The following is a 24,077-nucleotide window of genomic DNA, read 5'->3' as shown; positions in this document are numbered from 1 at the left end:
CCGCTCGAATAGTCACCCTCGCCAGACCGAAAGGCCCCCTATGAGCACCGACAAGATCCGGGTATTCCAGGTAGCGACCGGCAATCTCGGCACCGAGATGATCGGCCGGATCAGCAACCATCCCGACCTCGAACTCGTCGGGCTGCACTGCTACACCCCGGAGAAGATCGGCCGCGACGCCGGCGAGATCGTGGGTATCGAACCGATCGGCGTGACCGCCACCGGGACGGTCGAGGAGATCATCGCCGCCGGGCCCGATGTGCTCACCTTCCACGGCGTCTTCCCGGACGAAGACCTTTACGAGAAGGTCCTCGAAGCAGGGATCAACGTGGTGACCACGGCGGACTGGATCACCGGTTACCACCGCGACACCAACCACCCGCATCCCTCCGGCCGCAAGGTCAGCGAGGTCATCGCCGCCGCCTGCGAACGCGGTAACGCGACGTTCTACGGCACCGGGATGAACCCGGGCCTGGCCCAGATCCTCGGGATCGTGCACAGCGCGGATGTCGCCGAGATCGAGAACGTCACCGTGACCGAATCGGTCGACGTCTCTTGCCACCATTCCGTCGACACCTGGAAGGCCGTCGGCTACGGCCGCCCGGTCGACGATCCGACCATTCCGGAATCGCTGCACAAATACACCGCGGTATTCGCCGATTCGGTGTATCTCATGGCCGACGCGTTCGGCCTGGAACTCGACGAGGTCACCTTCGGTTACGAACTGGGCGCCTGCACCGAAGATGTCGATCTCGGCTGGTATTTCCTGCCCAAGGGGTCGCTCGGCGCCAACTACATCAAGTACCAGGGCCTCGTCGACGGCGTACCACGGGTCGAATCACATCTCGAATGGCAGATGACCCCGCATACCGACCCGGCGTGGAAGATCAAGGGTTGCTACATCACCCAGATCACCGGCGATCCCAGTATCTACAGCAAACATATGGTCTTCCCCCGCAAGGGGGTCGACCTGTCCGACCCCGCAAGTTTCGCCTCCATCGGCATGACCGTCACCGGTATGCCCGCACTGCACTCGCTGCGGTCCGTGGTCGCGGCCCGGCCGGGCATCATCACCAGTGCGGACCTGCCGCTGCGCAGCTTCGCCGGGCGGTTCAAGCTCTGACGCCGATTCCTTCCGCCGGTGTTCGTGCCGGTGTGCGTCTCTTCGGTGCCGGCGATCCGGACGACCGAGCCGGGCGGTAGAGCAGTGCGGCAACGACGCCGCGGAACCCCCGGCACCAATGCGATTCTCGCTGAGCGGGAGTGGCGATGGTCTCTTTTACGGCGGCGGCTTACGGTCGACATCGAATCGCCCGGAATGCACCGGTCCCCGAAGCGGTCTGCACCGCGCGGGGCCGGTGTCCGCGCCGGTCGAGACACACGGTTGCCGACCGCTACGGGGCGACCGGTCCGTGCTGTTGCGCCGGCCTCGGAAACGGCCGGCGGGGAACAGCGGGCCGGTGGCCGCGAACCTCCGCATTCGGCGCATATATCCGCGCCGGGCGGCCAGCGGAGGAAGAAGAAGGGAACGTCATGACCGCAACCCACCCCTTATAGCCGAGTAGTTGCGGTGTCCTCCCCGCCGTCCGGAATTCCGGGCGGCGGCATAACGCCACACCCTGACAATCGGCGTGGCGGTAGCGCCGCATTCATTGCGCCGGTCACCGAATGTATCCGCTCGGCTGACCGGAACCACTTCGCCGTCCCGGGTTTGTGCTGTCCGGGTAATTCAACGTGCTCATTGGTCGAACAATCGCGCGATATTCGGCGTAGTGGCCTGTCCATATCCTTCCGGCGATATTCCGGAAACAGTGCCGGTATCGGCATGCCCGCTTTCGATCGAGATGAGGGTCAACAGATGAAAGCAAACGTCCCCCGCCACCCGTATGCCTGTGGTCTGCGCCTGGGTGGAGTAAGTGCGGTATTCGCGGCCGTCGGAATGCTGGCCGCCGGCCACGCCACGGCCGATACCTTCGTACCGCTACCCGACGGCCATCAGGCCGCCCCCGGGGCGACGATCAGCCGGACGGCCGAACATGCCGTGATCTCCCCGTCGATGGCCGCCAACGGTGTGGGACGGGTGGTGTGGGTATCCGGCACGGTCACGGCCGATGTCACCCATACGCCGACCGTCGAACGCCCGGGTCCCTATTCGACACCGGCCGATATGCCGGGTACGAACAATTCGTCGACCCACGGCGCTTCCCAGGTGAACACCGGCTATATCGTCGGCTGCCAGGTCAGCATCGGCGACAGCGCGATCTCGGCGGGGCTTTCCGGAAATGTCAGCACCAACGGCGGCGGGTTGAGCGGTTCGGCCGGAATCCAGCTCGGCCCGGGTGAGGTCGAATTCGTCCGGGTCGGTTTCAAGGATATTCTCCAGCCGGGTGTCTACAGCGTCGGATACCGGGATTTCGAAATAGAGATCCAGGGTTGCGGCGGTTACGCACAGGCCCGGGCCTACACGGTCGTGGAAATCATCGGCGACCACTACTCGAAGACCACCCTCTACGGGGCGCCGTTCAGTATCGGATGAGCACGGCCCGATTTCCGACCGCTCGTCTTCTCGACAAGTTATGAACCCGGAGAGGTTTTACCGATGATTGATCCCAAGAAACTCGTCCGCGCTACATTCGTGGCGGCCGCATCGGTGGGGTTGCTGGCCACCGGTACCGCCGGCGCCGATACCTTCGTACCGCTGCCCGGGGCAGCGGTCACCGAAACCCTCGGTGACGGCACCGCTGTCACGCTGCGCATCGTCGGCGAATCGGCCACTATCAGCCCGTCGATGGGCGCCACCCCGCTGCACCGCAATGCCTGGGTGTCGGCCAGTGCCCAGGTCGAACTGTCCACGCCGGCGCGCTCGAAGATCAAACCCGGCTATGTGGTCGGCTGCCAGGTCAATATCGCCGGCGGCGGAGCCAACAGCGGCGCGAACTACAGCACGGATTCGACGGGCGAGAACCAGTCGGCCGGCGGCAGCCTCGGTGGAAACCTGAGTCTGGGACCGGGGCAGGCGAAGAAGTTCTACCTGCTGGACCTGGAAGCCCCCGATGCCTTCGGTTCCGAATCGCATCGGCCCTTCTCCTCGATCGCCGGTACCAGCGGCAGCGTGAGCTGGCACAACAGCACCATCGGGCTCTCGGGGTGCGCGGGCTATGCGCAGGCCAGGGCATTCACCGAGGTGGAGGTCGAAACCGCGACCGCCAAGGAGATCGTCACCGTCTGGGGACAGCCGTTCAGCCTCGGCTGAACCAGCCGGAACCCGAGTCCTGCCGAACGGTGGGACTCGGGCTCCGAGGTGACGGTCGACCCAGCGCATCGACGCGGGTCGTTCCCCGCTGTCAGGTGAGTGAGGAGTGCGCTTGCGGTCCGCGCACCGTACGGCCGATTCCGTCGGGAAGCCCGGCCGCGGCCTGAATCCGGCCGAACTCCGTCAGGTAGTGCCGCTGCTCGGCCGACATGGGGGAGGAGCGTCGAGACGCGAGGTCGAAATGCAGGTCCAGTTGCTCACTGACCGCGACTCGGCGCTGCGTGTCCCGGCTGAACACCTCGTGCAGGACGTGGATCCGCTTCTCGTCGGAACCCAGCAGCCAGGAACGGATCTCGAGCTCGTCTGCGCGGCGTACCTCCCGCTCGTAACTCAGCGACGACTGGACCACGACCTTCCCCAGGCCGGTCCGATCGACGTAGTCGCCGCCCATCCCGATGAGCGCGCTGAACTTCGACTGGCCCCGGTACACGATGATGCCGTAGTACATGGCGTTCATATGGTCGTTGAAGTCGATCCAGGAATCCTCGACCCGGCAGCGGAAGGACGTGACCGGGCCCTGCGGCACCTGGTCGAGTGGTATTGCGTCCGCCGAAATCATGAGCCTCCTTCGAATCCGATCCACCGGGCCCGAAACAGCCGGCAATCCGGTGGACAACTCCGGAACGTATCGGCCGGACGATCGCGCTGTCTCGCCGCTTACCGGTGAGTGGAACTTTTTCCGGCGGTATGGACAGCCTCGAACAGCGCTGCGTCACCGGTCCGCGGCGCCGGATGGTGCGCAGCGATGGCGGTGCCCCGGCGTGACGAGCGCATACGCGCCGCGACCGGCCCGACGGTGTTCCGGTCGCCGGGAGGGACTGCGATAGCGCCGGCCGAGCGGAGCATGATGGTGGGTGATGTGTTCCGTCACCGCCGTGGGCGGCCTGGCGGACGAAACCGACGGCCGAGGAGGTCCACCGGATATGCGCGGAATCAACCATGTCGTCCTGTACGTCTCGGACCTCGCGCGCAGTCTCGACTTCTACGAGCAGGTGCTCGGGTTCCAGCGGCTTCCCGGCGGGTTCCCCGGCGGCGCGTTCCTACGGCACGCGGGCTCGGCCAACGACCACGATCTCGGCTTGTTCGAATCCCGGGGCGCGGCCGTCCCGGCCCCCGGATCGGTCGGGCTGTATCACGTGGCATGGGAGGTCGACACGCTGTCCGAACTCTCGGCGGCCCGGCAGGGTCTGGCCGACGCCGGGGCGTTGACCGGTGCGGGCGACCACGGGTCGACCAAGGCGCTGTACGGCCGCGACCCCGACGGTATCGAGTTCGAGGTGTGCTGGCTCGTACCCGACGAGCACGTCGAGGAAGCACTGCGCGGCGCCTCGATGACCGCGCCGCTCGACCTTTCGGCCGAGATCGAGCGCTACGGCGCGAACACTCCGGGCGGGCCCCGCACCGACCCGGAGGTATGGGCGAGGGTGGCGGCCACGCGCTCCCCTCAACCCTGAGCCGGGCGAATTCACCACGGCCTTCCTGCACAGGTCAGGCGGCTGCAAATCCATTCAGTGGGAGTCGGCAACGCGAATCCGGCCGCCGACTCTAGCCTCGGAAATCGGTTCTGCCGGGATTCGCCGACCCGGATCGGCGAGATATGAGCCCGGCATCGGGTCAGAACGAGGAGTGAAACACGTGGATATGCAGAAGTACGGGCCGTGGGCCGTTATCGCGGGCGGCTCCGAAGGCGTCGGTGCCGAGTTCGCGGTCCAGCTCGCCGAGCAGGGGATGAACCTGGTACTGCTGGCGCGTAAACCGGAACCGCTGGAGGCGACCGCCGAGGCCTGCCGCGCGCATGGCGCCGAGGTGCGTACGTTATCGGTCGACCTGTGCGCCGCCGATGCTTTCGACCGTATCCGGGAGGCCACCGACGATCTCGTCGTCGGTTTGTTCATCTACAACGCGGGCGCCAACACCTACGGTCACGAATTCGTGACCGGAGACCTCGAACGTTTCCAGGCCGTTATCGATCTGAACATCACCGCACAGTTGAAACTGGTGCAGCATTTCGGCGCGCCCATGAAGGAACGGCGCCGCGGCGGAATCCTGCTGGTGGGTTCGCTCAGCGGCTATCTGGGATCGGCCCAGATCAGTGTCTACTCGGCGGTGAAATCGTTCGGCCGCATCTTCGCCGAAGGGCTGTGGCTCGAGATGAAGGATCACGACGTCGATGTCCTGGAGCTCGTGCTGGGGCTCACCCGCACGCCCGCCATGGACCGGGCGGGCCTGAAGATGGACCGGCCCGGCCTGACGGTCTCCGAACCCCGCGATGTCGCGGCGCAGGGTCTGGCGAATCTGGCCAACGGCCCCGTCGTGGTGGTGAAGCAGTTCGAGGCGGTCGCCGAGAAGAACAGCGGGCACAACCGGGCCGAACTGCTGCTGGAGGCGCGGGCCTCGGCGAAGAAGCTGCTTCCGCCGCCGACCGAATAACGATGGTGCCGAAGATGTTCGGGCGAATGGTGAGATCGGGACGGAAGGAACATACGTGAGACTCGACGGAAGAGTCGCGATAGTCACCGGTGGCGCCGGTGGGATCGGGCGCGGGATCGTCCGGGCTTTCACCGACGAGGGGGCGTCGGTCGTTTTCGCCGATATCGACGCCGAAGCGGGACGTGCGCTGGAGGAGGATCTCGGCGGCCGGGCGAAGTACATCGATATCGATATCGCGCAGGAGGGTAGCGCCGAAAAGATCTGTGCCGCAGCACTAGAAGCCTTCGGTGCCTTGCATATCCTGGTCAACAATGCGCACGCCTCGCGACAGGCTCCGTTGCTCGAAACGACGCAGGGCATGTTCGACCTGTCGTTCGGCACCGGCTTCTACCCGACGGTGCGGTTGATGCAGGCCGCGTACCCGCATCTGCGGGCGACCGCGGGTTCGGTGATCAATTTCGCTTCGGGTGCCGGTATCGACGGGCAGGTAACCCAGGCCTCGTACGCCGCGGCCAAGGAAGCGATCCGGGCGGTCAGCCGAGTGGCGGCCAACGAATGGGCGGCCGACAACATCAATGTGAACATCATCTCGCCGCTGGCCCTCACCGAAGGGGTGCAGGCGTATCTCGAAGCGAATCCGGGTGTCGAGGACGTCATGCTGAAGCGTGTGCCCCTGCGCCGTTTCGGCGATCCGCAAAAGGATATCGGGCGGGTGGCGGTATTCCTGGCGAGCGCGGACGCCGACTACATCACCGGTCAGACCCTCATGGTCGACGGTGGAACGATCAAGCTGCGGTAGCGCTACGTGACAGCCGAATTGCCTTGCGGCGATTCGGTACGACGAGAGGTTGAAATATGGGCGTGGAAGAGACACTCGCCGGACTGGTGACGCGGGTACAGCGGCTCGAGGACGAGCTGGCCATCATCCGGAAACTCACCGCTTACGGACCGCTGGTCGATGCCGGCGAAGCCGATGCCGTGGCCGCACTGTGGGCCGAGGACGGTGTATACGACGTCGAGCACTGGCGGATGGCCGGGCGCGCCGAGGTGCGGGCGATGGTCTTGTCCGACGCCCACCAGGACATCATCACCGGCGGCAGTGCCCACTTCTTCGGCCCGCCCCATATCGAACGTATCGAGGGCGACGAGGCCGCCGCGATCTGCGAATCGATACTGGTACGGCAGAAAGACGGCGAATTCTACATCTGGCGGGCCGGAGTCCACCGGATCGAGTTGCGCCGCACCGACAGCGGTTGGTGTGTCACCCGTCGGGTCACCCGGCCGTTGAACGGTAGCGCCGAAGCCCGTGAGCTGGTGGCCGGCCGGAAATAGGGAGATGCTGGGCGGCGGGGCCCTGGGCCGGATCTATACCGGATCCGGCCGCCCCGGCGCCGGGCCGGACGGTGCGTCAGTTCGTATCTGCGTGCCGATCAGCCGAAGGGCAGCGGATGATTGAACTTGGCGCGCAGCAGAGCGCCGACTTCGGCTATCGCGAGTGTCGCGCGGGCCGAATTCTCCGGCCGCATGAGGAAACCGTGTAGCACACCGGGGTACCGCGTGACCGTGGTCTGGACCCGCGCGTCCCGCAACCGGCGGGCGTATCGCTCGCCCCAATCGCGGATCGGGTCGCTCTCGGCGGTCACCATGATCGTCTGGGGGAGACCGGACAGGTCCTCGGCATAGGCCGGAACCCGATAGTAGTCCGCCGGCCCGGTGGCACTGGTGTCGACGAGTTCGTGCATATAAGCGACGTCGTCGCGGAGCATCAGCGGCATATCGGTCATTTCGACGATCGACGGTGCGCCCATATCGCGGTCCAGTCCGGGGTACAGCAGCACCTGACCGAAAAGGGCCGGGCCGCTGCGGTCTCTGGACAGCAGGGTTACACCGGCCGCGAGACTGCCGCCCGCGCTGTCGCCGAGCACTACCAAGCGTCCGGCGTCGATGCGCAGAGACTCGGCGTTGTCCGCGGCCCATACAGTGGCCGCATACGATTCCTCGATCTGCACGGGCGCTCCCCATTCCGGTGCCAGCCGGTAGTCGACCCCGATCACGGTCGCACCCGCGGCGGCCGCGATCTGCCGGGCCAGCGGTTCGAACGAGGCATTGGAACCCATCACGAGACCACCACCGTGCAGATGGACCACGGCCGGGGCGAGGGCATCGGTGGTGGGCCGGTACACGCGGAGCGGGATGGGACCGTACGGCCCGGGAACGGTGAGCTCTTCGATCTCTGCCATGGGCGGCATATCGGCCGGGGGTGCCATCGCCTCGACACCGGCACGGACCTGTTCGATACCTCGGGAACGCATGGAAGACACTGCCCCGAGGGCGCTGATACGTGCTTCGACATCGGGATCGAGTGGGGGAACGGGCACGGTCGTCTCCTCGGCGAATATGAAGGGGATAGGTGTGGCTGTGAATCGGCCTGTGCGGTGACACGTTCTACGCGGCCGGCCCACAGGTTCAGCCACTCCGGATGCGGGAAGTTATGGGTTTTGCGCTCCGCCATCCCTTGGACGACCGGTTCCACGATCTGTGAAACCGGCATCCCTTCAGTTCACGCATGGCTCATCCGTTCTGCGGGCCGGCCGTCGCGACACCCCTATGGGAACGCATGCCGCCGTTGTTCGGCTGCCGCTGTTCCGTCAGATGGGAGGCCGGCCGCTAATCGATCGATCCTGTTCGGTCCCGCTCACCGGAAACGCGACAGTCGACATTTCGGACACGCCTTATCGTCCGTTGTGCCAGCCGTTCGTGATCCAGATCACGAACAGCCGACCATTGGTTCGCTACCTGCACCGGTGCTCGGTGCTGGGTGCAGTTTCCGCGGTGCCGTAGGCCCGCCGGGTGCTGTTGCCGAATCCCTCGACCACGCCGCGGAATGTCGTATTCCACGAGCGCAGAGCGGGATACCCGGCGACCGTAACCCCGGGCCCATCTCGTCTCAGGAGGACGTTCGATGTCCGATCCCTCATCCCGGCTCACCACCGGAAGCCCCGGTAACCCGCCGAGGTTCAGGTCCCCGGCAATGATCATCACGGCGCTGATCCTCGCCGAATGCGTCAGTGCTTTCGAGGCCGGCACGATCTTCATCGCGTTGCCGCGGTTCAGTGAAATTTTCGGGGCGCCGGCCTCCACGACAGGATGGGCGGTTACCGCCTACATGCTCGTGGCGGCGGCGACGGCCCTGGTCGGCGGCCGTCTCGGTGATATGTACGGCCGCAAAAAGGTACTCATCGCCGTCATGCTGATTTCGGTACTCGGTTCGGTGATCAGCGTTTTCGGTGACTCGATGGCGGCGATCATCGTCGGGCGTGGTGTGCAGGGAGTTTCGGGTGCGATCCTGCCACTCTGCTATGGCCTGGCGCGGGAAGCTCTACCGGCCGAGAAGGTGTCGATCGCCGTGGGGTTCATCAGCGGCGCGGCCCTCCTGGCCGGTTCGGGTGGCTCCCTGATCGCCGGGGTCCTGCTCGATGTCGCCGACTGGCATATGATCTTCGTCTTGGCCGCCGTCCTGGCCATCGTCGCTTCCGCCGTGGCCGCGGCGGTACTTCCGGGAGCGCATACCCGGTCCGAACTGCCCCGCTTCGACTACGTGGGCGCGATCCTGATGACGCCCGGACTCATCGCGCTGCTGTACGGCATCACACAGGGGCCGGCCTGGGGCTGGACCAGTCCCGCCGTTATCGGCCTGATCGTCGCCGGTCTCGGCATCCTGGCGGTATGGACCTTCTGGGAGCTGGGTCGAAGCGAACCCTTGGTCGATTTCCGGGTATTCGCGAACAAACGTATGACGCTCAACCTGATCGCGTTGTCCGTGCTCGCGCTCGGCCCTGCCGGCGCCGTGCAGATCGTGACCCCGATGATCCTGCAGTCACCGACCTCCCTGCCGGTGGGGCTCGGGATGTCGGCGACGGTTACCGGACTGGTGGCCGGTATCGCGGCCCTCTTCGGATTCGCCGCATCACCGGTGGCCGGGGCGGTCGCCGGCCGGTGGGGCGGCCGGACGGCGTTCCTCATCGGGGCCGCGTTGTTCGCCGTTGCCAACATCATGATCTTCGTGGGTCATAAATCGCTGCCCGTGATGATGGGAGTTTTCGCCGTCGCCGCGGTCGCTACGGCTTTCGCGTTCACCGGTTACCCGAAGATCGTGATCGAATCCGTCCCCGACAGCGTCACCAGTGTCACCACGGGCATTCTGAGCACCGCCCGGCAGGCGTTCTCGGCGATCGGTGTGGCCATCGTTTCGGTCATGCTGACCCTGTGGACGGTTCCGGAGACCACCGCACCGGCGTTGTCGTCGTTCAATGTGGCGGTGGGCTGGTTCATTCTGTGCTCGCTGATCGTGGCCGCCGTGTGCTTGTTCATCGGCCGGCCGAAGCCGGAGACGAAACCGGCCGACGGTCTGCCGGCCGGTGACGAGGGCAGCGAGACCTCGGCGGCGTACGCCTGACGGACTGCGGGGCCGACGCCGCTACGGGACTTACCTCGTAGCGGCATCGGAGCCGGACCGAGCCGGAGCGGCGGGCCGGTGTCGGGCGGAGCCGGGCGATGCGCCGGACGCCGAGTCGACGGTTCGCCGCGACGGACCGGGCCGTCCGCCGAACTTCCCGTTCATCGGGATCGGCCGCCCGAGTTCGTACTACCGTGCCTTTACGATCCGATCGTGACTTCTTCGTCCGATTCCTCCCACCCCGGCCCGGCGAAACCCGACCGTGACGCCGTCGCCGATACCGTGAACCGTTACACCTACGCCCTCGACGACCGCGATTGGGCCCTTCTCGACGAGGTGTTCGCACCGGATGCGGTGGTCCGCTACGGCGCGGCCGAGGCGCCCGCGGTCCGTGGCCGGGTGGCGACCGTGGCGATGATCCGGTCCTTCCTCGATCGGTGTGGCCCGTCCCAGCACCTGCTCGGTAACCACGTCATCGATATCGACGGCGATACCGCCTCCTCGATCTGCAAAGCCCGGGTACTGCACATCGGCGCGGGGGAGAACGCGAACATCACCTACGAATGCGTGGGTGTGTATCGCGACCGGCTGATTCGGTCGGCGCAGGGGTGGCGGATCGTGGAACGAACATTCGTGATCGATATCGAGTTGGGGGACCGCCATGCGGTCCTCGGTGGCGCTTCGGGGTAACCGAATCGTCGCGGTGGGGTTGCACCCACCGCGCAACGAAAGGAAATATATGCCCGGTCCGCGCTTTGCCTTCACCAAAATCCTGGTGAATGATCTTCCGGTCCAATTCGACTTCTATTCGAAGGTTTTCGGTCGAGTGGAGAAAACCCGGTACGAGTTCGACGACCGTTCCGATCCGCTCGCCGAGATCATCATGACCTCACCGGACGGAACCGAGCAGTCGCTGGTGCTGTTGCACTACAAGAACCGGCCCGCCCCGACTCCGGGTTCGGTGGTGATCGGTTTCGAGGTGCACGGTCTCGATGACATCGTGCGGCGGGCCGAGGAGGCCGGTGCCACCGTCACCGAACCGCCCACCACGATGGCGGATGTCGGTATCCGGGTCGCTTTTGTCGCGGATCCGGAAGGGCATGTACTGGAACTCTTCGAACGGCTGTGACCAGTATTTCGGGAAGAAGGAAAATATCATGACCGCCACTCTCTCGACTTCCGGCAGGCATCCGCTCATCCCGGTCGCCCCGCCCCGGATCGTCGCCGACCTCTACTCGAGTGCCGAGACCGCCGCCTTGTTCGGTGTGATCGCCGATCGCGGGCCGTGGCCGCTGGTGCTGGCCCATCATTTTTCCTCGACCGAGGAGTATCTGGCCGTATCCGGTGGGGCAGACCGGAAACCGGAAGCGAAACTCTCGGATTTCGCCGCGCCGGTGTTCCGCGGCTACCTTGCCAAGGAGGGGGTCGCCTTCTATGACGAGATCCGCGATATCTACCTGAGCCGGACGCTGCTGGAGCACGCCAAAAGTGTGCACGGTGCCCGCTACGGTATGGCCCATCACATGCTGTTCAACATGGCGGTGCCGTCGCGCAGTTTCGATGCCGGCCATTTCGACAGTGGTAACTGGCGTGGAATGAGTTCGGTGGAAACCCCGATCTGGTTGCTGAGTGTGATGGCGAAATCTGGTCTGTTCGACGCGTGGGAGGTCAAGACCTCCCAGGTGATCACGTACTTCTACGATTCAGATCTCGACGGCGGTTTCACCTACTGGCCCGACGGACCCGACCGCGCTCCGCAACGGCTGGCCGCGCCGTTCTGGAATACCGCTGTGCTGTCGGACAACTCGAAGATGTACCACCGGCGCGAGGGCAACGGTCCGCGGGACCGCCGCGATATGCCGGAGCTGGAAATGCACACACGTCTGCACGGTGACAACGGTCAGTGGGTGGTACGCAACGGTGAGAAGGAAATCGGCCGGTACACCGACGGTGACGTCCGGACCCTTTTCCACTACACGGCGCTGGTCTTCGACGACCGGCACGACGCCGACCGCTATCTCGACCACACCGACGACCTCACCGCCGACAAGGTTTTCGACATTCTCGGCGATGATCTGAAGCGCCGCGGTATCGCGTTCGAGTTCCCTGCAGATCCGATGACCGATCGCGATTTCATCGCGCTGCTCACCGCCACCTACGCCATGGCGCCCGCCGAGTACCCGGCCGACGCCCCGCTCGACGTCAACTGACCGCTTGACCGCTACCCGCGGTGTACCGGGCACCGCGGATAACGCCGAATATTGCGCCGGACAGGAACAGGGGTTTCCTGTCCGGCGCGGCCGTATCCGGCTGCGGTGGTGTGTGACCTGCGATCATCTTGGTTTCGCGAAGGAGTTCTCCCGCTCAATGGGAGGCCGTCGACCGGCCCCTTGCGCAGACCCTATCGTCCTGTCATGCCACGTGGTTGTGATGCAGTTCACCGACGGAGACCCTCCGTTTTCGGGTCCGCTCACACCACCGCAACCCGCCCGGTTGTGGGAAGCCGCGGCGTCGGACTGCTCGGTCGTACCGGGCGCGCCGGCGGTTCGCTCCATTCGGGCGGCCTCCCGGAGGCCGCCGCGCTCTCGTTCGACCACTTACCCGCTCGATCCCAGGCCTGCTCCGACCGCCCGCTGCTGTGGGGGTACGCGGCGGCCCGGTCAACTCTGCTTTCGGAAGGCCCCGCATCATGACAAACCCCGTGGAAACCGTAGCCGCCGCCGTCACCGCGGCCGGTGCCCCAACACTGGAGAGCCGCCGGGTCTCCACCGGTTACTCCTGGCCGGAATGCCCGCGGTGGCACGAGGGCACCTTCTGGTTCTCCGATATGTACACCGGCACACTGAAAAAGCTCGACACCGACGGCATCGCGACCGTCGTGGTGGACGCGACCGGACGTGCCGCCGATACCGAAGCGCCGATCGTGCTCGGCGGTTTCGGCTGGCTGCCGGACGGCCGGCTGATCGTGGTGTCGATGCACGAAAAACTCGTTCTGATGCACGGTGGTGGCGCGCCCGACGATCTGAGCGTGTACGCCGATATCTCGCAGTACACACTGGCCGCTGCCAACGATATGGTCGTCGACGCCGACGGCCGGGCCTATATCACCCAGCTCGGCTTCGACCTCTTCAAAGGTGAAGAGCCGGTGACCTCCCCGCTGATCGTGGTGGCCCCGGACGGCACGGTGTCGACGCCGGAGAAAGTCGGCCCGCTGTTGTGCGCCAACGGTATCGCCATCAGCGAAGACGGCACCAAGGTCTACACGGCAGAAGTGATGGCCTTCAAGATCACGGTGATGGATCGCGCCGCGGACGGCACCCTGTCGAACCCGCGGGAATTCGCCACCTGCCCCTTCATGCCCGACGGGATCGGTCTCGACGCGGACGGCGGTGTGTGGGCGGCAATGCCCGGCGGCGGCTATATCGCGCGCTTCACCGACAAGGGCCTCACCCACGCGGTCTCGCTGCCGCTGGAGAACGGTGTCGCCTCCGCCTGCCTGCTCGGCGGGACGGACCGCACAACCCTTTATATGACCGCCGGCTTCGAGGTTTTCGACTTCGAGAAGTCGGCCCGGGAAGCGCAGGGATCCATCTGGGTGGCAGAAGTCGAGCACTCCGGTGGCAGCACCCGCCCCTGACCATTCCGCAACCCACAGAACTCCGAGGAAATAATGGCAACACTGGACTTTTCCGACCGCGTCGTCATCGTCACCGGCGCCGGTCGCGGTATCGGCCGCGCCCACGCGCTGCTACTCGCTTCGCGTGGCGCTTCGGTCGTGGTCGGCGATTTCGGCGCCCGCATCGACGGCTCCGGCGTCGACGCTGACAACCCGGCCGCGGAGGTCGTCGCGGAGATCACCGCCGCCGGCGGCAAGGCGGTCGCCTGCACCGGTGACGTGTCGACCGAGGAGGGGGCCCGTGCGCTCGTCGATGCGGCGGTCGCTTCCTTCGGCGGGCTGACCTCGGTCGTCAACAATGCCGGGATCGTGCGAGGGGCGCCGTTCGCCGAGGTCCCGGATGAGGAGTACCAGCGCCATCTCGACGTCCACTATTTCGGTTCCCTGCGGGTCATCCGCGCTGCCTGGCCGCATCTGCTACAGGCCGAGGCGCCGCGGATCGTCAACACCATCTCCCAGGCGATGCTCGGCAATCCGGGGATGTCACACTACGGCGGCTCCAAGGGCGCACTGTTCGGCCTCACGCGTAACCTCGCCGTCGAGGGGCTCGAGGTGGGTATCAAAGTCAACGCGATCGCGCCCGGCGCCGGTACCCGGATGGCCGAGGCCGCGGCCGACACGCTGTCGCCCGAGGTCATGGAGTATATGCGCACGGCGCTCAAGCCCGAGCAGGTCGCACCGGTCGTCGCGTACCTGCTGCACCCGTCCTGCGAGGTCACCGGTGAGGTGTTCAACGTGGCGGGCGGCATCGTGAACCGGCTGGCTCTGGTCAATACCGTGGGCATCCACGACCCGGGCCTCACCGTGGAGAGCGTGGCCGACCGGTTCGACACGATCATGGCGATCACGCCGGAAGCGATCCCGCAGCTGGTCGCTCCCGCACAGCTCCCGGCTTCCTGATCCGACGTCCCACAGTCCCTATTGGAGTGATCCGATGAGCACAACCGAAACGGCCGGTAATGCCGTGAGCGTCGAGTACCCGTTCCCGGCGGTGGCGCCGGAGGACGCAATGCAGCGCTACCACGCCATCGCCGTTGACCGGCCGATGACCAAGATGACCATGCCGTTCGGCGGCGACGTCTGGGTGATCCATCGCAACGCCGCGGCCCGGGAAATGCTGGGCGACAGGCGGTTCGTCCGCGAACCGTTCCGGACCGGTGAACGGGTGGTGCCGTATTTCGTCGAATTCCCCGACTTCCTGAAGACCACCCTGCAATTCGAGGACCCGCCGCATCACACCAAGCTGCGGAAGCTGGTGCAGCGCTCGATTTCCCCGAAGCGGGTCAAGGCGATGCGGGATTCGGCGGTGGAATTCGCCAACCATCTCGTCGACGAGATGGTCGCCGAGGGTGCACCGGCCAACCTGGTGCACGACTACGCGGTTGCACTGCCGATCCAGATGCTGGCCAACCTGCTCGGTGTGCCGCCCGACGACCGGCCGAAGTTCCAGAAGTGGAGCTCGTCGACGCTGGCGGTGGCGAATATGCCCGAGGAAGAGGTCGTTGCCAATATGACCGAACTCGTCGTCTACATGATGGGCCTGATCGAAGAACGTCGTAAGAACCCGCGCGAGGATCTGCTCAGCGATCTGGCCAACGCCCGTGACAAGGACGACAGCCTCACTGACGGCGAGATCCTGCCGATCGCCCTGGTGCTGATCATCGGCGGATTCGACAACACCGCGAACTTCATCTGCGCGGGTGTGCACTCGCTGCTGAAGAACCCCGATCAGCTCGAACTCTTCCTCGCCGATCCCGACGGTCTCGCGCCGACCGCCGTGGAGGAAATCCTGCGGCACGGCCGGATGTCGGTGGGCTCCACTGTCGCCGGCGGTGGCGGGTTGGTGCCGTTCGTGGCCACCGAGGACGTGGAACTCGACGGGCAGCTCATCGCGAAAGACGAAGCGGTCCTGGTCGACCCGGCCGCGGTCAACCACGACGGTGTGGTCGTCGAGAACGACGGGGTGTTCGATATCCGGCGCACGAACAACCCGCACCTCACCCTGAGCTACGGCCTGCACCATTGCCTCGGGGCGCCGCTGGCGCGGATGGAGATGCAGGTCGGTCTCGCCGAACTGTTCAAACGCCTGCCGGGCCTGCGACTCGAGGGCGAGGCCGTCATCGATATGGACAACTTGACCCAGGCGGTCACCGATCTGCCCGTCTCCTGGTAGGAGCACCATGCCGAAAGTTTTCTACACCCAGCCCGGCGGCGAGGTGAAGGTGATCGACGGTGCCGTGGGCGATTCGGTGATGTCCACCGCCGTGAAGAACGGTGTGAAAGGCATCGTCGGTCAATGCGGTGGCACGCTGTCGTGCGCCACCTGCCACGTCTTTCTCGACCGCAACGAGCTGGGCCACTTCGCGGATCCCGGTGAGGACGAGGACGATATGCTGGACTGCACCGCGTCGGACCGGGAGGACAACTCACGCCTGTCCTGCCAGCTGACGTTGTCGGACGGGATCGACCTGCACGTGATCATCCCCGAGGAACAGGTCTGATCGATGACCGGAGTGCAGGTCCGAGTGGATTCGGACGGCCCGGTGCCGCACAGTGTGGTGATCGTAGGCGCTTCACATGCGGGAGTACAGCTGGCCGACTGTCTCCGCGGTGAGGGTTACACCGGGAAGATCACGTTGATCTCGTATGAGGCGCACCCGCCGTATCAGCGCCCGCCATTGTCCAAGGCATGGCTGAAGGGCGAGATGAACAGCGACTCGGTGCTGTTGCGTGCCCCCGCGTACTACTCGGACCAGAAGATCGAGCTCATCACCGGTGCTCGGGTCGAGCACCTCGACCGCACGCCGGAGGGAGTCGAGCTTCGGTTTTCCCGGGGCGGCGAGCGGCTCGTCCGGCGATTCGATCGGCTGGTGCTGGCGACCGGAGCGCGAGCGCGCCGGCCGGCGTTGCCCGGCGCGGACCATCCCGACGTCCTGGTCCTGCGTGAGCTGGACCATGCCCGGTCGCTCGCGAACCGGATACAGGCGGGGCCCATGGTTGTTGTCGGCGGCGGGTTCGTCGGCCTGGAGGTCGCCGCCACCGCGCGTGCACTCGGGACCGAGGTGACGGTGATCGAGGCGGGCGAGCGGCTGCTGGCCCGCGCGGTGGGCCCGGATACCGCCGATACCCTGCTGGCCGCCCATCGGGCGATGGGGACCGAAATGGTACTGGGTGCGGTGCCGACCGAGGTCCGGCACCGTGATGACGGAACCCGCTGTGTACTTCTCGACGACGGGCGGGAGATTCCGGCGGCGACGGTGCTCCTGGGTGTCGGTGCCCAGGCGCGCACCGAGCTGGCCGAGCAGCTCGAGCTGGTATGCGATTGCGGGATTGTCGTCGACGAGCGATGCCTCGCCTCCGACGGATGGACCCTGGCGGTCGGCGATTGCACCACCACCGTCACAGGCGCCGGCGTCCGATACCGGCTCGAGTCGGTGGACAACGCGGTCGAGCAGGCCGGTATCGCTGCCGCGGTACTGCTGGGCAGGCCCGTTCCGGACCGGCCCGTCCCATGGTTCTGGTCGGATCAGGGGGATCAGAAGCTGCAGATCGCCGGTTTGCTCACCGGTCACACGTCGATGCTGGTCCGGGTGGACCCTGGTCGGCCGCGGCGACAGGTCGCCCTGTACTTCGCCGACGATGCGCTGCTCGCCGCCGAATGCCTCAACTCACCGGCCGATTTCGTGGCGCTGCGCTCCGCGCTCGGCCGAGGTCATCGGCCGGGCCCGGAAGTATTGTCGGACAGCAGCGTTCCGCTCGGGAAACTGCTGGCGTCGGTCCGCGGCTGAGCTATCCGGCCGGGAGGGAAACGGCCCCCGGGGCAACGGTTCCGGGGCCCGTTCCGTCGTCTCCGCGGGGCCCGGGCGGCGCCGCCCCGGCAAATCTTCTCGCTGAGCGGGATTTTCCGGAACCGGGCCGGTTACCGCCACCGACACTGGGGTCCGGCCCCGTCGGCAGGCAGGACGACCGGTATTCCTGCCGGCTCCATTATCCGCCACGGCCCATCCCATCGTGGCCGGCTGCGGCCGCCGAATCGGTCACCGATCTCACAGAACAGGAGAAACCAATGTCGGATGTGAGTGTGCACCCCGAGTGGCTCGCCGCGGTCGCCGAATGGGATTACGAGGCCGATGTCGTCGTGGTCGGCTACGGAGTGGCGGGTGCGAGCGCGGCGATCGAGGCCGCCCGCGGGGGAGCCGATGTCCTCGTGCTCGAGCGCACCGGGGGTTGGGGTGGTGCGGCGGCGCTCTCGGGCGGGTTCATCTATCTCGGCGGCGGCACCGCGCTGCAGAAGGTGCTGGGTTACGAGGACACGCCCGAGAATATGGAACGGTTCCTGATGGCCGCGCTCGGTCCGGGTGCCGACGAGGCCAAGATCCACGACTACTGCCAGGGCAGTGTGGAGCATTTCGATTGGCTCGTCGCGCAAGGTGTTCCGTTCAAGGAGGAATTCTGGGGCGAGCCCGGTTGGGAACCGCCGGCCGATCAGGGCCTGATGTTCTCCGGCGGGGAGAACGCCGCACCGTACAACACCCTCGCCGTCCCGGCGCCGCGTGGACACCTTCCGGAAATGGCGGATAAGCACACCGGCGAGAAGGGCGGCGGGTTCATGCTGATGAAACCGCTCACCGAAACCGCTGCGGCGCTGGGTGTTCGCGCCGAGTACGATTTACGGTTGCAACGCCTGATCGTCGACGATTCCGGGCGGGTGGCCGGAGTGGTGGCCAAACGCTACGGCAAACCTGTTTATGTCCGCGCACGCCGCGGCGTGGTACTGGCCACCGGTAGCTTCGCCTACAACCAGCAGATGGTCGAGGCCTACACCCCGCTGCTGATCAACCGGCCCGCGGCCGCCATCGAGGAACACGACGGTATCGGCATCCTGGTCGCGCAGGCCTTGGGCGCTCAGCTGGCGCATATGGACGCCATCGAGGTCGCGATCTTCGCCGATCCGCAGATGATCGCGCGCGGGATCCTCGTCAACGGGCGCGGCCAGCGCTACATTCCCGAGGATTCCTATCCCAGCCATATCGGGCAGTCGACCCTCATCCGCCAGAACAACGAAGCCTTCCTGATCATCGACGAATCGTCCCTCGAGGAGGCGAACAACAGCGTCTCGAGCAGCGCCGCCATGCGCAGCGTGCCACCCACCTGGGTCGCGGCATCGGTCGAGGAACTGGAATCGGATATCGGTTTTCCCGCCGGTGTCCTGCAGGCCACGGTCGAGGTCTACAACCGGCACGCGAAGGACGGCGCGGATCCCGTGCTGGGTAAGAAAGCCCAGTGGGTGAAACCGATCGGCGCGCCGCTGGCGGCCTACGATCTGCGCAACCGCACAGGTGGTTTCACCCTCGGTGGCCTGCGCACCGATCTCGACTCCCGGGTGATACACGTATCCGGCGCTCCGATTCCCGGCCTCTTCGCCGCGGGCCGCTGCACGTCGGGAATCAGTGCGGGCGGATATGTGAGCGGCGCGTCCCTGGGTGACGGTAGCTTCTACGGCCGCCGCGCCGGCCGGGCCGCCGCCGGATCCTGACCCCTCCAGGACGAAAGGGCTCGTGAGCAATGAAATTCGATGTCATCCTGCCCGGGACCAGTCACATCCCGGGTTTCTATCCGTGGGCGCACACCCTCGATGCGGACGGTTTCCGGCGTATTCTCACCACCATCGACGAAGCCGGTTTCCATGCCGTGTCGGTCTCCGAGCATCTCGCGATGCCGTTGTTCGAGGTGCCCAGGCTCGGCCCGTACTGGCAGGATGCGTTGTCGACGATGGCGTTCGCGGCCGCGGCGACCCGCCGGATCCGGTTGGATGCGACCGTTCTGGTGCTGCCGTATCACCATCCGTTGCGGCTGGCGAAATCACTGGCGACGATCGATGTGCTCTCCGGCGGCCGGGTCAATGTGTCGGTCGGTGTCGGCCACGCCGAACAGGAGTTCGCGGCGATGGGGGTGCCGTTCCGGGAGCGCGGAGCGATCACCGACGAGATCCTGGAAGCTCTGAACACGCTGTGGACCGCAGAACAGCCCGAGCATCGCGGTAAGTATTTCGAGATCACCGATCTCGCGGTGGATCCGCGCCCCGTACAGAAACCACGACCGCCGATCTATGTCGGCGGGAATTCCAAGCCCGCGTTGCGGCGCGCGGCGCGGCACGAGGGTTGGCAGCCGAACCCGACGAACTTCACGCTGGAAGAGATCCCGCCACTGCTGGACTACATCCGTGAACAGCCGGCCTATGCGGGCAAGGAGGACATCTTCGATGTCAACTGGCTGAAAGCGCCGTCCGGTGTCGGTCTGGACAAGGGTTTCGCCGGTGCTACCGCTTCCGAACTGAACGGGTACCGGGACGAGTTGATCGAGGCCTACTCCGGTGATTACCGGAAGGCAGGTATCACTCGGGTGGCTGCCCAGCCGCCGCGCAATATAGGTTCCGAGCAGGAGTTCCTGGATTATCTGCGCTGGTTCGCCGAGGAAGTCACGGCCGCGGTGCGATCCGAGTCAGCGTTACCGAATACGGTGTAAGAGTTCGGAGTTGAGTCTTCCAACCAACGCGCGCAGGCGTTCGTGAGTGGCGCCCTCGGGATCGCTGAGCCGTAGTTGCAGCAGTTCGCGACCGGCTGCGTGGAGTACTCGTGCGGTGTAGTCGGGGTCCTCGAGGTCGGGGTTGAACCGTAGTAGTTGCCGGACGAAGAACTCGCGGACCACGGTCTCGGATTGTGCGAGTCGTTCGTAGAGCGCAGGGGGTGCACCCTGGGGCGGGAACAGGAACAGCCGCCAGGTCGCGGGGCGGGCATCGACGGCGTGCAGCAGGCTGTCGAAGGCGCGCAGGGCGGGGTTGCTTTCCGGGGCTTCGCCGCCACCTGTGGAGATGGCGTCGGCGAACTGGGCGGCCGCTCGATCGGCTTCGCGGTCGATCAAGGCGACGAACAGGCCGGACAGATCGCCGAACTGCTGGTACAGCAGCGAGCGATTGACGCCGGCCGAGTCCGCGATGCGGTTGGGAGTTGCCGCATGAAAGCCCTCGGCGTCGATGATCGCGTGCGCCACATCGAGGATCTGCCCGCGTCGTGCCTCGGCGGGCATCCGTCGCCGGTGCTGCGAAGTCATGCTTGACAGCTTAACTAACAGTCCGTGAGTATTAACTCACACAGTGTTAGTTACTTGGAGGGCGCGATGCCTACGTACTACCCGGATCTTGCGCAGCGTGTGCGCAGTCAGGGCGAGCTACAGCCCGGCCTCTACGGTGACCTCGACTTCGGCAAACAGCCCTACCGCCTGGCGACCGAGCCCGGTGAACCGTCGTCCCTGCCGCGCGGAGTCGCCGACCGGGAATCGATCCTGGCCGACGACCGCGTCGTCGAGCTGATGTCCACGGCTACGATGCTGGGTGATGTCGTCGCCGACCCGTACGCGGCTTTATCCGCCGAGCACAGTGTGACCAGCCTGATCGGCATGGTTCATCGAGCCTGCAGAGAAGGCCTGGACGCTGTGCCCGAGGCGCCGCCGGAACTGGTCGCCTTCATCTCCGCGATGGAAGCCACACCCGCCTGGCTCGACCCGGAACTGGTCCGGCAAGGTGCGAAGGCAGCGCGCACCCCCGCCGCCCTGCTCGCTCCCTTCGTGACCCGGGGTGCGTTCATCGCCACCTTCACCAACACTTACGCGGCGCTGCCGATGGCGCTCACCGGCGCGCTGTCCGGCCGACGCGCGGCCCGTCGCGTCAACGAAACGGCCTCGTTCTTCGCCGTGACAACCTTGCCCGGCGCACTCGACCGCTACGGTCCCGGCTTCGAAGCGGCGGCCATGGTGCGGTTGATGCATTCGATGGTCCGATACAACGCGCTGAAGCGGTCCGAGCACTGGGATACCGATATCTACGGGTTACCGGTGCCGCAGGTCGATCAGATGCCGGCCGGGATGATCGACCTCTACCTCCTCGCCGTCCGGGTGCGTCGGCAGGGCCGTACCGAATTCACCCCGGGCGAGCGCGCCCAGGTGGAATTCAGCCGCTACCGCTGCTTCCTCCTCGGCCTCCCCGAGGAATTGCTGCCGACCGAGCCCACCGAGATAATCCACATATTCCACGCCCGCGCGGCCCTTCTACGTGACGGCTTCGACGACGCGACCTGCGGCGAACTGATCCGCTCGACCATGGCCGCCTACCTCCGTCCCAACGATTCCCGGTTCGACCGGATCGCCGACGCTGTCGAGAAAAGTTACAGCAAGGCAGGTTTCGTCCTGGCATTCTGCCGCGGCAGCCTGCGCACCGCCCGCGGACTGGGAGTAACGCTCGGCCCGGCCGATTTCGCCCGGATCGCGATAACCGCCCCCTTCATCCTCGGCCGCCTACTGCTCGTGGACCGCGCCGCCCGCATCCCGAAGCTCGCCCCCGCCGTCGACCGCTACCTGGTGAAGCTCATCGAGCGCCGGCTGGCAACCTACGGCAAACCCGAATTCGTCAGCGACGCCCGCACTTACACCCCGGCCCTGGGCTGATCCCGCTGTCCGCACTGCTCGGGGACCTCGGCGTTACAATGCGGCCGAGTCTCTGTGGGATCTACTACGGTCGACAGTGTGAGCGATACGCAGTGGACGATTCTCGGTGAGCGACTGGTCGATGAGAACCGGCACATCCGTTTGTCGACAGCGGATATTCGACTTCCTGACGGAGTGGAGTTCACCCAGTACGTCGCGCGGATGCCACGATGCGCGATGACCTTGGTGCTCAACGGCGCCCGTGAGGTGCTGCTGATGTACCGGCACCGTTGGATCATCGACCAGTGGGTATGGGAACTGCCCGGCGGATACGTCGACCATGCCGAAAATGTCGCCGCCGCGGCAGCCCGTGAGGTCGAAGAGGAGACCGGATGGCGCCCGCACACGATGCAGCACCTCGTGACCTATCAGCCCGCAATCGGCACCCTCGACCATCCACAGGAAATCTATGTCGCCCGCGGTGCCGATCTCACCGATACCCGACCGGATATCAACGAGGCCGAGACGATTCGGTGGGTACCACTCGGCGAGGCGGTGGAAATGATCGACCGTGGCGAGATCGTCGGCGCAGCGACCGTAGTGGGCGTGTACCGGGCGCTCACGCTGTCTTAGCGATCGCTACCTGCAGACGAAACTCTTCGACTGCCGGGATCTCACGGTATGGGGCAAGCCGTGCCCGCACGTCCCGGAGGTAGGCATACGTTCGGCGCGACTCCAGAGCGCCGGCGAGTTCGAGCGCGGTCGTGCCGATCCGGACCGCCTCCTGCGGATCGGCGGCAACGAGGCTCGATGCCAGTAGACACAGATTGAATACCTTGCCTCGCTGATAACCGTCGCTCATATCGAGAGATCGCCGCGCGAGCACTGCGGCACGACTGTTGTCGCCGAGGTCGCGGAAGCACTGAGCAGCCTTCGCTGCCATGTACGCCGTGTCGAGGTAGGACAGCCATGGAGGACGATTCGAGCTGTCGCGGTTGAGTGCGCCCTCGGCCGCGTTCAACGAATTCCCGCAGGAGCGGGCATCAGAGCGGGCCGCATGCCCGTGGGCTTCTACCATGTGGCATCCCGCTTCCAGCGCGGGCAGTCCAGCCGATCGGGCAGCGATCTGTGCTGCCCGTGCGAGATCTACCGCGTCACCCGGCCGTCCGACATATGTCGCCTGGTGGCTCATGGCCGCCAGGATCTCGGCTCCCAGTGCTGTGTCCCCGGCGACTCGGGCCATCCTGAGTGCCTGGATGAGATACCGCTGTGCGAGGCCGTGTTCTTCGAGGTCGTAGGCGGCCCAGCCCGCCAGCTTCGTCAGCTCTGCGGTAACTGCGAATAGGCGACGGCCGACGTCTTCGGTATAGCTGCCGCGCAGCAGCGGTGCAACCGACGTGTGCAGGTAGTGCACAACCGTGGAGCGGACCTTGCCGCCCCCGACTTGATTGTCCAGATCACGAAATGCGGTGGTCATGGTGCGCAAAGCGTCTATATCGGCTACTCCGATACGGCGAAGCCCTGTAGCCGAGGCAGGGTGCTCGCGGCCGGGGAGGGTCAGCCAGCGCATGCTCGCGACCGGGTAGACCGCGACCGCGTAGGCAGTGCCTTCCAGGAACCGGCGACGCTCCACATCGCTCCTCCACAACTCGGTGACGGAGGCCGTCGCCTCTGTCAGGGTCAGCGAAAATTCCAGCCCCGAATTCGCCGACCGATCGACCGCC

General features: G+C 65.8%; 24 protein-coding genes. 20 read left to right on the top strand and 4 right to left on the bottom strand.

The genetic code is table 11. The features are described 5' to 3' along the window. Positions 1-40: 40 nt before the first annotated feature. From ON22_RS29850 to ON22_RS29840, 3 genes are all read left to right on the top strand, one after another. A complete protein-coding gene (locus ON22_RS29850; protein ID WP_033242559.1) occupies positions 41-1,123 on the top strand; it encodes an NAD(P)H-dependent amine dehydrogenase family protein in 1,083 nt (360 codons plus the stop codon). A 735-nt stretch (positions 1,124-1,858) separates the two neighbouring features. Continuing rightward, on the top strand, positions 1,859-2,536 hold the full coding sequence (locus ON22_RS29845; protein WP_051158274.1) for an MspA family porin: 678 nt from the start codon (positions 1,859-1,861) through the stop codon (positions 2,534-2,536). A 63-nt stretch (positions 2,537-2,599) separates the two neighbouring features. Next, positions 2,600-3,253 (top strand): MspA family porin, encoded by a 654-nt coding sequence (locus ON22_RS29840; RefSeq protein ID WP_033242560.1) that lies wholly within the window; start codon positions 2,600-2,602, stop codon positions 3,251-3,253. 91 nt (positions 3,254-3,344) lie between these two features. Here the strand turns inward: ON22_RS29840 and ON22_RS35055 are convergent, their stop codons facing one another. After that, the gene (locus tag ON22_RS35055; protein ID WP_051158273.1) at positions 3,345-3,872 is read right to left on the bottom strand and encodes a thioesterase family protein; all 528 of its coding nucleotides are present in this window, start codon (positions 3,870-3,872) and stop codon (positions 3,345-3,347) included. A 364-nt stretch (positions 3,873-4,236) separates the two neighbouring features. On the opposite strand from ON22_RS35055, the gene ON22_RS29825 reads away from it, so the two are divergent. The 4 genes from ON22_RS29825 to ON22_RS29810 all read left to right on the top strand — a co-directional run bounded on the left by ON22_RS29825 (position 4,237) and on the right by ON22_RS29810 (position 7,075). After that, positions 4,237-4,767, top strand: coding sequence for a VOC family protein (locus tag ON22_RS29825; protein WP_033242964.1), 531 nt, complete (start codon positions 4,237-4,239; stop codon positions 4,765-4,767). A gap of 187 nt (positions 4,768-4,954) precedes the next feature. Continuing rightward, positions 4,955-5,743: an SDR family NAD(P)-dependent oxidoreductase gene (locus tag ON22_RS29820; RefSeq protein WP_033242965.1), complete on the top strand. Its 789-nt coding sequence runs from the start codon at positions 4,955-4,957 to the stop codon at positions 5,741-5,743. Between the two features lie 55 nt (positions 5,744-5,798). Beyond that, entirely contained in the window at positions 5,799-6,542 is a 744-nt protein-coding gene (locus ON22_RS29815; protein ID WP_033242562.1) for an SDR family NAD(P)-dependent oxidoreductase, read from the top strand. A 56-nt stretch (positions 6,543-6,598) separates the two neighbouring features. Beyond that, positions 6,599-7,075 carry a nuclear transport factor 2 family protein gene (locus ON22_RS29810; RefSeq protein ID WP_033242563.1) on the top strand — a complete coding sequence of 159 codons (477 nt, stop codon included), beginning with the start codon at positions 6,599-6,601 and terminating at the stop codon, positions 7,073-7,075. A gap of 98 nt (positions 7,076-7,173) precedes the next feature. Here ON22_RS29810 and ON22_RS29805 read toward each other — a convergent pair whose 3' ends face one another. Beyond that, a complete protein-coding gene (locus ON22_RS29805; protein ID WP_033242564.1) occupies positions 7,174-8,121 on the bottom strand; it encodes an alpha/beta hydrolase in 948 nt (315 codons plus the stop codon). Positions 8,122-8,705: 584 nt separating this feature from the next. Here ON22_RS29805 and ON22_RS29795 point away from each other — a divergent pair. From ON22_RS29795 to ON22_RS29745, 11 genes are all read left to right on the top strand, one after another. After that, positions 8,706-10,199, top strand: coding sequence for an MFS transporter (locus ON22_RS29795; protein ID WP_231508236.1), 1,494 nt, complete (start codon positions 8,706-8,708; stop codon positions 10,197-10,199). Between the two features lie 213 nt (positions 10,200-10,412). Then, the gene (locus tag ON22_RS29790) at positions 10,413-10,889 is read left to right on the top strand and encodes a nuclear transport factor 2 family protein (protein ID WP_051158281.1); all 477 of its coding nucleotides are present in this window, start codon (positions 10,413-10,415) and stop codon (positions 10,887-10,889) included. 49 nt (positions 10,890-10,938) lie between these two features. Continuing rightward, positions 10,939-11,328: a VOC family protein gene (locus ON22_RS29785; protein WP_033242968.1), complete on the top strand. Its 390-nt coding sequence runs from the start codon at positions 10,939-10,941 to the stop codon at positions 11,326-11,328. 28 nt (positions 11,329-11,356) lie between these two features. Beyond that, positions 11,357-12,409, top strand: a complete 1,053-nt coding sequence (locus ON22_RS29780; RefSeq protein WP_033242969.1) for a hypothetical protein — start codon at positions 11,357-11,359, stop codon at positions 12,407-12,409. 479 nt (positions 12,410-12,888) lie between these two features. After that, a complete protein-coding gene (locus ON22_RS29775) occupies positions 12,889-13,836 on the top strand; it encodes an SMP-30/gluconolactonase/LRE family protein (protein WP_033242566.1) in 948 nt (315 codons plus the stop codon). Between the two features lie 33 nt (positions 13,837-13,869). Continuing rightward, a complete protein-coding gene (locus ON22_RS29770; protein WP_174375642.1) occupies positions 13,870-14,775 on the top strand; it encodes an SDR family NAD(P)-dependent oxidoreductase in 906 nt (301 codons plus the stop codon). Between the two features lie 34 nt (positions 14,776-14,809). Beyond that, entirely contained in the window at positions 14,810-16,048 is a 1,239-nt protein-coding gene (locus ON22_RS29765) for a cytochrome P450 (RefSeq protein ID WP_033242568.1), read from the top strand. Between the two features lie 7 nt (positions 16,049-16,055). Next, entirely contained in the window at positions 16,056-16,376 is a 321-nt protein-coding gene (locus ON22_RS29760) for a 2Fe-2S iron-sulfur cluster-binding protein (RefSeq protein WP_033242569.1), read from the top strand. 3 nt (positions 16,377-16,379) lie between these two features. Beyond that, positions 16,380-17,663 carry an NAD(P)/FAD-dependent oxidoreductase gene (locus tag ON22_RS29755; RefSeq protein ID WP_051158271.1) on the top strand — a complete coding sequence of 428 codons (1,284 nt, stop codon included), beginning with the start codon at positions 16,380-16,382 and terminating at the stop codon, positions 17,661-17,663. 278 nt (positions 17,664-17,941) lie between these two features. Continuing rightward, positions 17,942-19,411 carry an FAD-dependent oxidoreductase gene (locus ON22_RS29750; RefSeq protein WP_033242570.1) on the top strand — a complete coding sequence of 490 codons (1,470 nt, stop codon included), beginning with the start codon at positions 17,942-17,944 and terminating at the stop codon, positions 19,409-19,411. A 29-nt stretch (positions 19,412-19,440) separates the two neighbouring features. Further along, complete coding sequence (locus ON22_RS29745) at positions 19,441-20,400, top strand: TIGR03619 family F420-dependent LLM class oxidoreductase (protein WP_051158270.1); 960 nt, start codon at positions 19,441-19,443, stop codon at positions 20,398-20,400. Here the strand turns inward: ON22_RS29745 and ON22_RS29740 are convergent. After that, the gene (locus tag ON22_RS29740; protein ID WP_033242571.1) at positions 20,383-20,961 is read right to left on the bottom strand and encodes a TetR/AcrR family transcriptional regulator; all 579 of its coding nucleotides are present in this window, start codon (positions 20,959-20,961) and stop codon (positions 20,383-20,385) included. The two genes, ON22_RS29745 and ON22_RS29740, sit on opposite strands and share 18 nt — an antisense overlap. Positions 20,962-21,051: 90 nt before the next feature. Between ON22_RS29740 and ON22_RS29735 the strand changes: the two genes are divergently transcribed. Both ON22_RS29735 and ON22_RS29730 read left to right on the top strand, forming a co-directional pair. Further along, on the top strand, positions 21,052-22,374 hold the full coding sequence (locus ON22_RS29735; RefSeq protein WP_033242572.1) for an oxygenase MpaB family protein: 1,323 nt from the start codon (positions 21,052-21,054) through the stop codon (positions 22,372-22,374). A gap of 78 nt (positions 22,375-22,452) precedes the next feature. After that, positions 22,453-22,986 carry an NUDIX domain-containing protein gene (locus ON22_RS29730; protein ID WP_033242573.1) on the top strand — a complete coding sequence of 178 codons (534 nt, stop codon included), beginning with the start codon at positions 22,453-22,455 and terminating at the stop codon, positions 22,984-22,986. Here ON22_RS29730 and ON22_RS29725 read toward each other — a convergent pair. Continuing rightward, positions 22,973-24,037 carry an NsdA family TPR-like regulatory protein gene (locus tag ON22_RS29725; protein ID WP_506329734.1) on the bottom strand — a complete coding sequence of 355 codons (1,065 nt, stop codon included), beginning with the start codon at positions 24,035-24,037 and terminating at the stop codon, positions 22,973-22,975. The genes ON22_RS29730 and ON22_RS29725 overlap by 14 nt on opposite strands. Between the last annotated feature and the right edge of the window lie 40 nt (positions 24,038-24,077).

The organism is Nocardia carnea NBRC 14403 (assembly GCF_000308515.1).
Lineage (GTDB): Bacteria > Actinomycetota > Actinomycetes > Mycobacteriales > Mycobacteriaceae > Nocardia > Nocardia carnea.
This window is presented reverse-complemented; position numbering and strand designations above follow the sequence as displayed.